Origin of the sequence: Saccharothrix mutabilis subsp. mutabilis (assembly GCF_039521145.1) — a bacterium.
Lineage (GTDB): Bacteria > Actinomycetota > Actinomycetes > Mycobacteriales > Pseudonocardiaceae > Actinosynnema > Actinosynnema mutabilis.
Map to the genome: position 1 here is coordinate 41,205 of NZ_BAAABU010000013.1, position 13,757 is coordinate 54,961.

The following is a 13,757-nucleotide window of genomic DNA, read 5'->3' on the forward strand; positions in this document are numbered from 1 at the left end:
TAAACAGGGAGGTGTTGGGTGACGCGGGACAACGAGCGGGTCGAACTGCTGTGGCAGGACGAGGACGCGCGGCCGGGGCTGAGCCGCGACCGGGTCGTCTCCGCCGCCGTGGCGGTCGCCGACGCGGAAGGACTGGCCGGGCTGTCCATGCGCAAGGTCGCCGAACACCTCGGCTTCACGACCATGTCGCTGTACCGGCACGTGCCCGGCCGTGACCACCTGGTCGACCTCATGCGCGACGCCGTGCTGGGCGACCCCGCCCCCGACGACCCCGACGCCCCGTGGCGGCAACGCCTGGAAACGCACGTGCGCCACGGGTGGGAACTGCGCCGACGCCACCCGTGGCTGGCCGAGGAACACAGCACCCGCCACGTCCCCGGCCCCAACGCCCTGGCGCACTACGAACAGCTGCTCGCCATCCTCGCCGGCACCGCCCTGCCCCCGGCGGAAGTCGTCGCGACGGCGGGCCTGCTCGGCCGCTTCCTGGACGCCGAAGCCCTCGCCCTGGTCGAGGCCGCCCGCGCGGAACGCGACACCGGCGTCAGCGACGAGCAGTTCTGGGCCGCCCGCGACGGCCTGTGGGCTCGGATGAGCGCCTACCCCACGCTCACGGCGCTGTGGGAGTCCGGCGGCTTCGACCAACCCGACCCGTTCGAGTTCGGCCTGGCCCGCCTGCTCGACGCCATCGACCTCCGCGTCCAACGCGCGCGAAGCCGTGACGAAACCTGCGCGGTCTGCGGCACCCCCATCACCCAACCCGCCTCCGGCCGCCCCCGCGCCTACTGCTCCCGCAGCTGCCAACAACGCGCCTACCGCAACCGAACCCGTTAGCGGCAGCGCCTGCCTTCACGACCCCACGAGACCGGCCTCGTGGGCGAGGACCGCGGCCTGCACCCGGTTGTCGAGGCCGAGGCGGGACAGGATCGCGCTGAGGTGGCCCTTGACGGTCCCCTCGACCAGGTCGAGGCGCTTGGCGATCTGCGCGTTGGACATGCCCGCGCCCAACAGGGTGAGCACCTCGCGCTCCCGCGGGGTGAGGGCGTCCACCTTGGCGCGGGCGGCGGCGGCACGGCCCAACCCGGTGCCGCGCAGCCGGGAGATGACCCGAGCGGCCACCTTGGGGGCCAGGTAGGCGCCCCCGGCGGCGACGGCGTGCACACCGGCGATCAACTCGCGCGGGTCGCCCGACTTGAGCAGAAACCCCTGAGCGCCACCATCCAGCGCCCGGGACACATAGGCGTCGTCGCCGAACGTGGTCAACATCGCCACCGCGGTGGCCGGTGCCGCACGGGTGATCTCCGCGCACGCCGCGAGCCCGTCCATCACCGGCATCCGGATGTCCAGCAAAGCCACATCCGGGCGGTGCGCCAACACCAGGTCCACGGCCGCCCGGCCGTCGGCGGCCTCCGCCACCACCTCGATGTCCGGGTCGACGCCGAGGATGGACCGCACCCCGGCGCGGATCATGGCCTCGTCGTCGGCCAGCAGCAGCCGGATCACCGTTCTCCCCCGTGTGGCAGCGTGGCCACGATCTCGAACACGTCGCCGCGACGACCGGCGCGCAGCGTGCCACCCACCGCGCGGACGCCGGCGCGCAGCCCCGCCAGCCCGCGACGACTGCCCGTGCCGGGTCCGCCACCCGCCACCGTGTTGGTCACGGTCACCACCGTCCTGCCCTCCGCGGTCACCCGCCGGACCCGCACGGCCGCGCCGGGAGCGTGCTTCATGGCGTTGGTCAACGCCTCCTGGACGATCCGCACGACCGTCCGGTCCACCACCGGCGGCGCGGTCTCGCCGTCGGTCTCCAGGGTCACCGCGAGCCCGGCCGCCGCCGCCCGCTCGACCAGCTCGTCAACCGAGCCGTCGGCGGGCCGCAGCGGCGCGGGTTCGCCGTCGCGCAGCACCCCGATGATCTCCGCCAGCCGATCGGTCGCCGCGGCGGCCCCGGAGCGCAACTCCGCGACCGCCCGCCGGTGCGGTTCGGCGAGGTCCGCGCTCAGCTCCAAAGCCCCGGCGCGCAGCGCGAGCAGGCTCAGCTCGTGCCCGAGGGTGTCGTGCATGTCGTGCGCGATCCGGTTGCGTTCACGCAGCCGCGCGACCTCGGTCTGCTGGCGGATCGAGCGGCCGACGCTCCACGGCAGGACGACGGCCGCGAGCAGCACGAACGGCCCCGCACCCCATTCCCGGCCGGCCAGCGCGGCGACCCCGCCGCCCACCAGCGCCCCGACCGCGAAGACCACCAGCGGGATCGCCGGCCGCACCACGACCCGGCCGGCCAGGACGCTGACCACGCCCACCGCCGCGGCGAGCGCGACGCTCCAGGGCGGGACCGAGTCGTCCATGGCGAGCGCGGCCAGTTGGCTCGCGCCCGCGCACACCACGAGCGAACCCGGCGGGAACACGACCAGCAGGGCCAGGGCCGCCACCGGCGCGAGCAACGCGACCGCCACCACCCACCCGGGCAGGTCGGTCGCGCCCAGCGCGACGGCCACCAGCAGGAGCGCGAACAGGACCAACGCCCACCGCGGGGCAGGCGGCCAGGCCGGCCGCCTGCCCTCGGAGCACGTCACGATCACCGACCCTACCTCGCCGTGAGCTGCGGTGACGGCACGCTCGGGCCCGGCCGGACCGCGCCCCGCAGCCGCACCAACGCCACACCCCTGGCAACGCCCACACCCAGGTTCAGCACGGCCGCCACCGCCACCCACACCACCAGCGCGGGCGAGTAGTGCGCGAGTTGGACGTGGCTGATGTCCCGCCCGCCGGCGACCAGCGTGGTGATCGCCGGCAGCGCCACCAGGACGCCCAGCGGCACCAGCCGCGGCGCCAACCGCAGGGCGAGCCGCCACCACGGACGGTCGCCGAAGCGCCGCGCCCACCGGCCGACGCGCCGCAGGTTTCGCACGCCGAGCGCGAGGCTGACCAGGGTCAGGGCGGCCAGGACGAGGTCGACGATCAACCGCGTTCCGCTGCCCACGTCCGGGGTGCCGCCGGTGACCAGGGTGGCCAGGCCGTCCTCCAGCGCGGTGGTGCCCTCATGGGTCAGGGCGACACCGGTGTTGACCAGGACGGCGATGCCGTGGCCGGAGGGCAGCAGCACCTGACCGGCGGCGTAGGTGAACCAGATGCCGCCGTGCCGCACCCGGCCGTCGTCACCGGTGTCCCAGCCCATCGCGTAGGTCGAGTCCCCCTCGGCCCGACGCATCGTGGCCATGCCCCACTCGGACAACACCCGCTCGCCGGAGGCTGTCCTGCCCCCGCTGTTGTGCACGACCAACCACTTCGCCATGTCCTCCGCCGTGCTCACCAGGCCGTCCGAGCCGGCGACGAACCGCTCCGGCTCCGCGGTGGGCACGCTCGCCCCATAGGCGTAGACGTGTCCCTTCGCCACCGCGCCCGGGAGGTCGCGCGGCGTCAGGGCCACGTGGCTCGTCGCCCGCATGCCGATCGGGTCGAGCACGTGCCGCCGCAGGTGGTCGGCGAACGGTTCGCCCGACACGACCTCGACCAGCCGCGCGGCCAGGTGGTAGTTGGTGTTGGTGTAGGCGTACTTCGTGCCCGGCTCGGTGGCCAGCGTCGCCCGGCCCGCCCGCACCACGGCCTCGGCGAGCGAGCCGGGTTGCGGCAGGCTCTTCTCCGCCAGTGTGCCGTCGGTGATCCCGGACGTGTGGGTGAGCAACTGCCGCACCGTGATCCTCTCCCCGCGCGGGTCGTCCACCCGGAAGTCGGGCAGGTACGTCCGCACCGGCGCGTCCAGCTCGACGCGGCCCGCCTCCACCAGCCGCATCACGGCGAGCGCGGTGAACGACTTGCTGACCGACGCCACCGGCATCGGCGTCGCCGCGGTCACCGGCGCGCCGGACGAGTCCTTGCCGTAACCGGCCACGTGCAGCACCTGATCACCTTTGGTGATGGCGACGGCCACGCCCGGGTACGCGGCCTGCCGCGCGAACTCCACGACGAACCGGTCGACGGCTGCCGTGTCCAACCGCTCCCCCGCGAACACCGGGCCGCCGGGCACAGCACCCAGGACCAGCGCCACGACCACCACGAACAGTCCCCGCCACCACGTTCCGCGCTGCCACACGGCGCTCTCCGTTCCCGTCGACGTCAACGACGCTGAACGCTAGGAAGTCGGCGGCCTCGCGACCCGACCCGAACGGCAGGGCGGACCCCTGACTTTCGTCAGGGGTGGACCGGTCGGCCGGTCAGGGGTGGACCGGTCGGCCGGTCAGCGGCGGGACTTCGCCTGGTCGAGGTAGCGGTAGACCGACGGCTCCGAGATGCCCAGCACGTCCGCGACCAGCGGCACGGAACCCTTGATCAGGAACGCGCCCTTGCGGTCGAGGAAGTCCACCGCGCGCAGGCGTTCGCCCTTGGTCAGCTCCCGCGGCGGTCTCCCGAACTCGGCCACCGTGTTGCGCACCAGCACCCTGAGCACGTCGAGCACCTCGGCGTCGCCGAGTCGCGGTTCCGCCGCCGGCTGGTCCCCGACTCCCGTCATGGCGAGGAAGCCGTCCAGCTTGTGCCGCAGCGCGCCGAGCCCGCACGGCCACGCCACGACCTCGCCCCACTGACCGGCGGCGCGCTGGAGTTCACCGGCAGACAGGGCGTGGCCATGGGACGACCGGGCGACGTACGGGTCCGGGTCGTCCCGGCCAGCGACTCGGCCGGCGGCTTGGAGGTGACCATCTCGGGCGAGGCGGTCATCGCGTTCCGAGGCGAACTCGCGGGACGACCGGTGAAATGAGCATTCGGGCGCGCGGCCGTGTCGCCGGGCTCGGGAGCCTCAGCGGTACGCGGGCACGGGATCGACGGCTCGCGGGACAGCATGAAGCGCGTTCCGCCGAGGGTCATCTCAACGCCGAGATCGCATGGAGCCTGCGGATCGCCGAAGACCAGGCGGCCGACGCACGGTCCGCGTGGATCGCCATTCGCACGGACCACAGCCGGCACGACGGAATCCCGCAACACGCTGCCGCGGTGCCCGAAGCGCGAACCACGGGTGGGTTCGTCGCTGTTCACGGCCATGAACCGATCGGCTCGTGCGGGTAGTCGGCCGGATACAGGTCTGTTCGCTGTCGCACGGCGGCGACGATCTCGCAGTACTCGTCGGGTGACAGCGCACCTTGTGCGAGCCGGGCGTCCAGGACGTAGATCGCGTCCGCGCGCGGCACCAGAGGAGGGGTGTGTCGCCCGAACTCCCACACCCAGTACTTCTTCGTCAGGTACTCCTGCTCGGTCAGGGCGCCCTGGCTCCACGCGGCGTCGAGTCCGGCGGCGGCCTGGCTCGACGTCGGGAATTGCGGGTGGTGGAAGATCAGCCTGGAGATGGTTCTCCGGGGTTCCCCGACGGCCCGGTTGACCAGTGCGCGGAATTCCCTCTCGATGTCCGGGTGGGGGAAGCCCGCCGAGCGGAAGGCCAGGTTGCGGGCGGCGTTGCGGGCGTCCGGCGTCAACTTGTACGCCGCGAACAGGACGTCGATGATCCGGAGCTTCTCGGTCCACGGGATCGGGGTGCCCAGGTACGGGGCGGGTCCCGCGGTGATCCTGATGGGCTGGGTGGGCGGTCCGGTCGGAACGACCATGACCGGTCCGGTCGGAACGATCATGACCGGTCCGGTGCGGGGGTCGGAGGGGACCGGCACCCGGTGCGCTACCGGTGCCGGGATGATCGCGATCGGTTGGGTGGGAGGCTCCGCCGGGAGTCCTCGGGGCCCGAGGTCGGTGAAGTCGTCGGCGACGGCGGCGGCGAGTTCCAGGAGTGCGAGCCGGGTCTCCGGCTCGAGCTGTGCCGCCTCGATGTCCGGGTCACCGTCGAGGTGCGCGTCGAACGGGATCCGGACGACCGTGCGGCAGCGCTGGGCGAGGTGTTCGGGCAGGCCGCCCGGGTCGCGCGAGGCCGGCTCGCTGCTTCTGATCACCGTGACGGCACGGGCGACCAGGCTGTGGTGACCGCGGGACTGCAACGCGTCGAGGGTGTCGGCGAGGGCTTGAGCGCCGTCCACCGAGTCGGTCGACACCAGCACGAGCGAGTCCGCCAGGTCGAGGATGCCTCCGATGGCCGGGTTCGTCAGGCCGGTGCCGCAGTCGGCGAGCAGGATGTCGTAGGAACGTTCGAGCAGCGCGAGCACGGCCGGGTATTCCTGAACGCCGAAAGACTCGGACATCGTCGGTCCGACGTCGGACGCGAGGATCTCCAGTTGGCCGGGTGTCTGGAACGTGTAGGCGCGGACGTCCTCGTGTCCGGTGATGTCGAACGCGTCGCGCAGGACGTGGCGGATGGTGGTCTTCGGCTCACCGGTGATCCTGGCCGTCAGTGTGTCGCCGTCGTCGGCGTTGGCATCCACGGCGATCACCCGGTCGGGGCGTCCCGCGGCGGCACGGTAGCGCAGACGGGCCAACGCCGAGCCCAGGAAGGCGGTGATGACGCTTGCGGCGACGCCGGTCCCCACCCCGACGACCGCGATCCGGTGGCACCCGGCAGACGGGCGGGTGATGCGAGTGATCAGCTCGCGTCGCCGCGCCTCCGTCAGGCTTTGCCGCGGACCGTCCGGGCCGCCGGTCAGTGCGTGAACGGTCTTGCGCCATCCCGACAACAGTCGATGCAGATAGGGCCGCGCTGACGGGTTGTCCGCTTCCTCAGGGCCGTCAGCCCGGGTCAGGGGGTTGTCCGGTTGTCCGACTCGGACAACCACCGCTTCTCGCTCAAGGGTCTGGGGATCGTGGACCGCCTGCCGGTGGGCGGACTGGAGACCGACCAGCGCGACGTACAGGACACCGGCCAGATTTCGAAACCGGGTCGCGTTCTCCTGCGCCTTGACGAGTTCCTGCCGCGTGCGCAACAGCTCCTCCTCATGCGCCAGAGAGGTCGTGGCCTGGGTGGAGGGGCGGTGCTTGCGCTGTCTTGTCGGTGCTGCGGTGGCAGCGGGGCCGGCCTGGGCGAGTTGGTCGCGCAAGCGCAGCAGCCGGTCGGTGACCGTGCGGACCTCGGGGGTTGGGCGTTGCGGTGCCCACAGTTCGAGGAACGCCTCGACCAGCCCCGGCGGTATCGGTCCCTTGGCCATCTTCATCGTCTCGGACAACCGGCGCCTTTCGATCGACTCGACGCCGCCGTCGGAGACCTTGAGGATGCCGTGCTCTCGCGCGCGCCGCGGATCCCGGTCGGCCCAGTGGCGGGCCGCGTCGTTCCTGGTGAACCCGCCCTCGCGGGCCAGGCGGTCGAGCGAGGTGACCAGGTCCACGGCCGGTTGTCCGTACCGGCCGCGCAGGGCGTGTTCGTCGATCGAAGGCGGGGCACCGCCGCGGGAACGGCCAGGTCTGGACGGTGTGTCGGCCATGCTGGGTGGTGCACCTCCCCCCTTGTCCGGGCGTTCGGGGTCCGCGCGGCTCGGCGACCGGTCGTGCCTTGTCCGGTTGTCCGTCCGCGGTCGGGTCATTCGCCGATGACCGGTTTGGCGGATCGGACCATGACGGCGGCGGGGTCCTCCACGACAAGGCTGCCGTGGGGTCGTTCAGGGGGCGGCGGGTAGCGCTGCGCGACCATCATCCACGAGGTGACGCTCAGGGCGAGCAGGCCGTACACGGCGAACATGATCTCCGTCGGCACCTGGTGCACCCACATGAGAATGGCGCTGGCGGTGAGCACACCGACGACGAAGGTGAACGCCGTGAGCGCCAGGAGCGCGAACCGCAGCCGCCGCCGGTCGCCTCGGCGGCGCGGCCGGCGTGGTGGTGGCGGTGTGGGTGCCGCCGCGGGTGGCGCCGGAGGCCGGGATGACGGTGCCGGCGGCGCGTCCTCGCTGGTCTGCGGCGGGGCGGCGGGGCTCCCCGTGGCCGCACGCACCTCGGAGGCGGTGTCGTTCGCTTGCGAGGCGCTCTGGTTGATCCTGTGCCAGGTGTTGATCCAGCGCCGACGTTCCTCGGCGGGGACGTTGCACCCGATGAGGAACAGTTCGAGCTTGGGCAGTGGAGGCAGGGTGTCCCCGGCGAGCATTGCCTGCGCGGTACTGCTGGACATGCCCGCGCCGGCTCGTTCCCTGATCTGCCGGTAGGACACGTTCTTGCTCTGGCGCATGGCGTTGAGCAGTTGCAGGAACTCCTTCGGCGTCTTCAGGTCACCGCCCACCCCGACAGCGGGACGCTCCACCGCGAACCGGCTTCGGCGCGCTTCGGCGCGGTCCTCGGCCACGACTACAACCCGATGACCGGCGGAGCGGCCCGCCTGTCCGGCCCGAACACGTCGAGGTCCTCCTCCAAGCGCACCTTCCGGACGTAGGGCGTCCCGCGCCGACGTCCGGTGTCGATCCCGGGCAGGTGGACCGTCCACAGCGCCAGGCCGAGGGTGGCCAGGACGAAGAACCCGAGGATGGTGGGCACGGGGATCGCGTACCGCATGAAGAGGATGGCGCACAGCGGTGCTCCGATCCCCGGGATCAGCAACCACGGCAGGTGCCGGTGGACGTGGTCGGGAGCACGCCGCTTGCGGGGATGGGCCCGGCGCACGCTCTGCAGCGACGGCCAGGCGACGTCGTGGCGCGGTGGCGGGTCGACGTGGGCGGGTGCGGCCGGAGCGGGGGCCGTGACCTGCGCGGCGGGCAGGGTCGCCCGCACCATGATCTCGGGCTCGGCGGACCGGACGAGCCGGTCGAACGCGCCGAGCCAGCGCAGCCGCTCCTCGGAGGAGACCTCGCACACGACCAGGAAGCCGCGCAGCAGGGCCAGGTCGAGGTCGCGCTTGCCCTTGATCACGGCGTGAGCGCTGGTGCGCGAGATACCGGGGACGGCCTGAGCCTTGCGCCCCAGGCGCGCATAGGACAACTCCCGTTCCCGCCGCAGCTCGTCCAGGGCCTCGACCAGCCTGGGCATGGTGGCGGCGGCCATCGCCGTGTCCATCGCCCGCGACAGCGGTTGCCAGTCGCCCAGCACGGAGTCGGCGGGAGCGGGGTTGGTCTCCACCGGCCGCCCAGCGCTGCGCATCGTCGACGAGCGGCGCGGGGACACGGCCGGCGTCGAGGGGCGGGGCGACGGCCCGGGCGCCGTGCGGCGCCCGGGCGACAGACGTGTGGTGGTGCTTTCCCGAGGCATGGGCCTGTCGTCCATTCCGGGTACCCGGTCAGCGCGACAAGCTGACCGACGGCCCGACCCGTAGCGGACGCAGCAGGCCGTGACCCGTTCTCACCCCGACCAGGCTCAGCACCGACACGAACACCAACGTCGTGTAGGTGTCGTAGCCCCAGCGCAGCAGCACCAGGACGAAGACGTACATGACGACGAGCACCACGGCTCGCACGAACACCGCCGGCAGCGGTAAGCAAGCAAGCGATCCGCTGTTCGCGGCGCCGAAGGAAATGATCACGAAACTCACCCGTTCCCGATGTGGTGTGGCCCGGACACGCCACTCCGACGGGTACACGGGGAGCGAGCGGTTGGCGCCGATCCCTGCCCGCGACAGCTACTGGCGGAGCGGTGTTTTCTGCTCCACCATGATGGCTGGAACGGGCGGGAATCGCACGAACCCTCTCCTGTCCGGACGTCCACAGGACGATCTGGACACCAGATCGCCCCAGCTGCACCGCAGGTCAGGGCGTGAGATCCGTCCAGGACAAACTTCTCGGGCCCACTTTTCGTCCCGGACGCGCTGGCAGCCTCCGCCCGCTGCACCTATCGTTGAGCACGAGGAAGCGGGTCCTCTGGGCCGAGCAACCCTCACCTCGACTCCGATCGTCCGTGGCCCGGACACGTGAGCGAGCCCGGCGGGTCGCCGTTGGCGCGGCACCCGCCCCCAAACTGCGTGCCACGCACTCGACCGCCCGGTACGGCCGGGTACCTGCGAGGAGGCGTTGTCCGGTCATCGGGCCGGACAACGCGTGTTCAGCCATCTGGCCCGCGCCCGGCATCACGAGCGACACCGGCCCAACGCTTCCCGACTCTGGTTCCATTGCTCGGCGCTGGTTTGCCCGTCGTGGCGCCCAGGTGAGCTTGAGCATCTTGTGGCGTCAGCGCAGCGGAACTGGCCGTGGAGCGTGAGCAGCGTCGGACCCGGCTCCTAGGTTGTCCGGACTGAAATCACTGCGGACAACTCCGGGCGCGGCGCCGGCCGGCACCTACACGCTCCTGGACCACACCCCCACCACGATGCTGGTCCGCTTCCGACCCGGTGGCACAAGCGGCTTCCGCGTCAACTACCGCTTCGACCTCAACGACGGCCTGATCACGAAGGCGACCCTGGAGTACGCGTGAACCGGACCACGTGTCGATGACTCAGGTCAGGAGCTGACCTCCGGTCACGCCGAGGACCTCCCCGGTGACGTAGCTGGACTCCTGGGAGGCGAAGAAGACGTACACCGGGCCCAGTTCGGCGGGTTGGGCGGCACGGCCCAGCGGGGTCTGGCCGCCGAAGCTGTCCACCTTCTCGGCGGGCATGGTGGCCGGGATCAGAGGGGTCCACACGGGGCCGGGCGCGACCGAGTTGACGCGGATGCCCTTCTCGACCAGGTCCGCCGACAGCGCCTTGGTGAAGTTCACGATCGCGGCCTTGGTGGCGGCGTAGTCCATCAGTTCGGGTGAGGGTTGGAAAGCCTGGATGGAGGAGGTGTTGATGATCGACGCGCCCGGCCGCATGTGCGGGACGGCGGCTTTGCACAGCCAGAACATCGCGTAGACGTTGGTCTTGAACACCCGGTCGAACTGCTCGCTGGAGATGCCGAGCAGCCCGTCGTCCTGGGACATCTGGTAGGCGGCGTTGTTGACCAGGACGTCGATGCGCCCCAGCTCGCCCACGGCCCGGTCGACCAGTTCGTGGCAGGCGTCCTCGGTGCGCAGGTCGCCGGGGACGAGCACCGCCTGCCGGTCCGCCCGGCGCACCAGCTCGGCGGTCTCCTCGGCGTCCTCCTGCTCCTCCGGCAGGTAGGACAGCACGACGTCGGCCCCTTCCCGGGCGAACGCCACCGCCACCGCACGCCCGATGCCGGAGTCGCCGCCGGTGATGACGGCCTTGGTGTCCACCAGCCTGCCGCTGCCCCGGTAGCTCCGCTCGCCGTGGTCGGGCGTCGGAGCCATGTCCTCGTCCGTGCCGGGGTGCCGCTGCTCACTGCCCCGCTGCTGCTCGGGCCGCGGGTACTGGTGCCGCGGGTCCTGCCGGGTGTACTGGTCGTCGGCCATGTGCCGCCCCCGTTCTCGTCGCCGGTCCCGAGTCTTCCCGCTCACGGCGCGCTGAACCCTCCTGAAGGGGACGAGATCAGCCCAGCGTGTGACCCTGTTGCCCCTGAACGGCTCGTCGTCGCCGAAACCGGGTCCCGGAAGCGGTGTGGTGATGCTCGCCATCACTTCGGGTAGACCTCCGGCAGGACGCGGAGGTGGTCGTGGACGGTGACGGGGTCGGGTTGGGTGATCTGCTGGCGGCGGCGGAGAGCGCGCCGCCGATGGAGTCGGTCGAGGTCGTCGCGCGGAACCTGGAGAAGCGCTTCGGCGCGGTCGAGGTGTCCTTCCTGCTGGTCGACCTGGTCGGCGAGCAGGTGGTGCGGTTGACCTCCACCGGGCGGGACGGGTGCGACCAGGAACGGGTCGACCTGCGGGGCAGCGCCTACGAGGAGGTGCTGCGCACCCAGCGGCCGTGGCGCGAGCGGAGCGACGACGGGGTGCGGGTGGTGCTGCCGGTGACCAACCGCGGCGACTGCGTGGGCGTGCTGGAGCTGACCGTGCCCACCCTGGACGAGGAGACGCTGGCGCAGTTGGGCGAGGCCGCGCACGCGCTGGCCTACATCATGGTCACCGACCGCCGCTTCACCGACCTCTACCACGTCGGCCGCCGCACCACGCCGATGAGCCTGGCCGCGGAGATCCAGCACCAGCTGCTGCCCTCGGCGGCGTGCTGCGAGGCGGCCCGGTTCACCGTGGCCGGCGCGCTGGTGCCCGCCGACGAGATCGGCGGCGACACCTACGACTACGCGCTGGACCGGGAGACGCTGCACCTGTCGGTCACCGACGCCGTGGGCCACCACGTGGACTCCGCCCTGACCGCCACCCTCCTGGTCGGGGCCCTGCGCGGAGCCCGTCGTGCCGGGTGCGACCTGGCCGAGCAGGCCCAGCGGGCCAACCAGGCGCTGCTCGACCACGGCCGAGGGGCGCTGGCGACCGGGCTGCTGCTGCGCGTCGACCTGGACGGGGAAGGGATCGAGCTGGTCAACGCCGGTCACCCCGCGCCGCTGCGGCTGCGCGGTGGCGCGGTCGAGCAGGTGAGGCTGGGGGTGGACATGCTCTTCGGCGTCTCCGCCGAGCACGCGTACCGGGTGCAGCGGCTGGACCTGTGCCCCGGTGACCGGCTCGTGCTGCTCACCGACGGCATGATCGAACGCAACGCCGCCGGCGCGGACCTGCCCGCCCTGCTCCGCGCCACCGCCGACCTGCACCCCCGCGAGGTCGTGCGCGCGCTGACCGGGGCGGTGCGCAACGCCTCCCGCGACCGGCTCCAGGACGACGCGACCGTGCTGTGCCTGGACTGGCACGGCACCGGGTGCACCGACCGCCAAGCGGACACCGGAGCCGACCCCGACACCGCCTCGTGCACCCGACAGCGCAACGCCAAGCACTGACCCGCGCCACGTCGCACCGCTTCGCAGGCCGTGATCACACGACTGGAGAACGATGTCGTAGGCGCTGATGGCGATGACTGTCCGGTCGGACCGGCACCCACGGGGACCGACAAGCGCGCACGACCGCTTGTCAGCTCGGGTCGTCGGTGGCCGGGCTCGTCGGCTTGGTGGCGGTGCCCCACCGGTGCGCGAGGCGCCGGCAGGCCTCGATGAGTTCGGGTGGGTGGAGGTCGGTGAGGTCCGTGTCGAACGTCGCGAGGATGCCGGCGACACCGGCCCACGACCAGGCGCCGAGGGTCAGTCGGCAGTGTTCGGGGTCGAGGTCTTCGACCACCGAGCCGCCCGGTGCCCAATGGGCCACGACGTGGGCGGGCAGGTTGAGTCGGGCGGTACCGGTGCAGGGCCAGTCGGCCGGGGTGTCGCCGCGGTCGTGGCTGCTCATGACGAAGTGGGCGAGGTCGTTGTCGGGGACTTCGCGGACGGCGAAGCGGTGGGTGGTGGGGCGGGGGCGCATCCGGTCTACGCGGTGGACCCGCCACTGGTCGTCGGCGAGGTCGTAGGCGACGACGTACCACCGTCCCGCCCAGACGACCAGGTGGTGGGGCTCGATGCGGCGGGCCGGCTCGAAGTCGTCGTCGGTGGGGGCGGGGCGGGTGCCGTCGGCGCGCAGCGTCTCGGTGACGAGGACGTGGCGGTGGCGTATCGCGGTTCCGACGGCGGTGAGCGCGGACGGCGCGATGGGTGGCGCCGGGAACTCCCAGTAGTTCCGCAGCCGGGTCAGCCGCAGCGACTCCATCGAGGCGCGCAGCTCGTCGGGCATGACCTGGTGCAACGTGGCCAGGGCGCGGGCCGTGTCGTCTTCGAGGCCGAACACCGTGCTGGGCGCGGTCTGCAACGCCACCGCGACCGCGAGCGCCTGGTCGCGGTCGAACAGCAGCGGGGGCAGGGTGTGGCCGGGGTCGAGGCGGTAGCCGCAGTCGGGGCCGTGGACGGTCGTGATCGGGTAGCCGAGTTCGCGCAGGGTGTCGATGTCGCGGCGAACGGTGCGCTCGCTGACCTCCAGCCGGGCCGCGAGGTCGCGCAGGGGCCATCGCCGACGTGGTTCCAGCAGGGACAGCAGCCGCAACGCCCGGTGTGAGGTGCTCGCCATCGTCTCATCATGAC

12 protein-coding genes are annotated in these 13,757 nt (G+C 72.2%); 2 read left to right on the forward strand and 10 right to left on the reverse strand.

Features of this window, described 5'->3' with window-relative positions; all coding sequences use genetic code 11:
• Positions 1–18 precede the first annotated feature (18 nt).
• Positions 19–831, forward strand: coding sequence for a TetR/AcrR family transcriptional regulator (locus ABD126_RS25000; RefSeq protein WP_343936339.1), 813 nt, complete (start codon positions 19–21; stop codon positions 829–831).
• Between the two features lie 15 nt (positions 832–846).
• Here ABD126_RS25000 and ABD126_RS25005 read toward each other — a convergent pair whose 3' ends face one another.
• The 9 genes from ABD126_RS25005 to ABD126_RS25045 form a co-directional block, all read right to left on the reverse strand.
• A complete protein-coding gene (locus tag ABD126_RS25005) occupies positions 847–1,500 on the reverse strand; it encodes a response regulator (protein WP_343936340.1) in 654 nt (217 codons plus the stop codon).
• Positions 1,497–2,576 (reverse strand): sensor histidine kinase, encoded by a 1,080-nt coding sequence (locus tag ABD126_RS25010; RefSeq protein ID WP_343936341.1) that lies wholly within the window; start codon positions 2,574–2,576, stop codon positions 1,497–1,499. Before ABD126_RS25010 ends, ABD126_RS25005 begins: the two co-directional genes overlap by 4 nt.
• A gap of 5 nt (positions 2,577–2,581) precedes the next feature.
• Entirely contained in the window at positions 2,582–4,087 is a 1,506-nt protein-coding gene (locus ABD126_RS25015; protein ID WP_343936342.1) for a serine hydrolase domain-containing protein, read from the reverse strand.
• 144 nt (positions 4,088–4,231) lie between these two features.
• The gene (locus ABD126_RS25020) at positions 4,232–4,561 is read right to left on the reverse strand and encodes a helix-turn-helix domain-containing protein (protein ID WP_343936343.1); all 330 of its coding nucleotides are present in this window, start codon (positions 4,559–4,561) and stop codon (positions 4,232–4,234) included.
• Between the two features lie 460 nt (positions 4,562–5,021).
• Entirely contained in the window at positions 5,022–7,244 is a 2,223-nt protein-coding gene (locus tag ABD126_RS25025; protein WP_343936344.1) for a MinD/ParA family ATP-binding protein, read from the reverse strand.
• Positions 7,245–7,435: 191 nt separating this feature from the next.
• A complete protein-coding gene (locus ABD126_RS25030; protein ID WP_343936345.1) occupies positions 7,436–8,191 on the reverse strand; it encodes a helix-turn-helix domain-containing protein in 756 nt (251 codons plus the stop codon).
• A 2-nt stretch (positions 8,192–8,193) separates the two neighbouring features.
• Entirely contained in the window at positions 8,194–8,979 is a 786-nt protein-coding gene (locus tag ABD126_RS25035) for a helix-turn-helix domain-containing protein (RefSeq protein ID WP_343936346.1), read from the reverse strand.
• Between the two features lie 136 nt (positions 8,980–9,115).
• A complete protein-coding gene (locus ABD126_RS25040) occupies positions 9,116–9,298 on the reverse strand; it encodes a hypothetical protein (RefSeq protein WP_343936347.1) in 183 nt (60 codons plus the stop codon).
• A 965-nt stretch (positions 9,299–10,263) separates the two neighbouring features.
• On the reverse strand, positions 10,264–11,061 hold the full coding sequence (locus ABD126_RS25045; protein WP_425542881.1) for an SDR family oxidoreductase: 798 nt from the start codon (positions 11,059–11,061) through the stop codon (positions 10,264–10,266).
• A gap of 302 nt (positions 11,062–11,363) precedes the next feature.
• On the opposite strand from ABD126_RS25045, the gene ABD126_RS25050 reads away from it, so the two are divergent.
• Entirely contained in the window at positions 11,364–12,593 is a 1,230-nt protein-coding gene (locus tag ABD126_RS25050; RefSeq protein WP_343936348.1) for a PP2C family protein-serine/threonine phosphatase, read from the forward strand.
• A 130-nt stretch (positions 12,594–12,723) separates the two neighbouring features.
• On the opposite strand, the gene ABD126_RS25055 is transcribed toward ABD126_RS25050, so the two are convergent.
• On the reverse strand, positions 12,724–13,743 hold the full coding sequence (locus ABD126_RS25055) for a helix-turn-helix transcriptional regulator (protein WP_343936349.1): 1,020 nt from the start codon (positions 13,741–13,743) through the stop codon (positions 12,724–12,726).
• Positions 13,744–13,757 lie beyond the last annotated feature (14 nt).

Bases quoted from the DNA above. Each gene is read 5' to 3' on its own strand.
- ABD126_RS25035 (WP_343936346.1), bottom strand. From the start codon at position 8,979: ATGCGCAGCGCTGGGCGGCCGGTGGAGACCAACCCCGCTCCCGCCGAC.
- ABD126_RS25045 (WP_425542881.1), bottom strand. From the start codon at position 11,061: ATGGCTCCGACGCCCGACCACGGCGAGCGGAGCTACCGGGGCAGCGGC.
- ABD126_RS25055 (WP_343936349.1), bottom strand. From the start codon at position 13,743: ATGGCGAGCACCTCACACCGGGCGTTGCGGCTGCTGTCCCTGCTGGAA.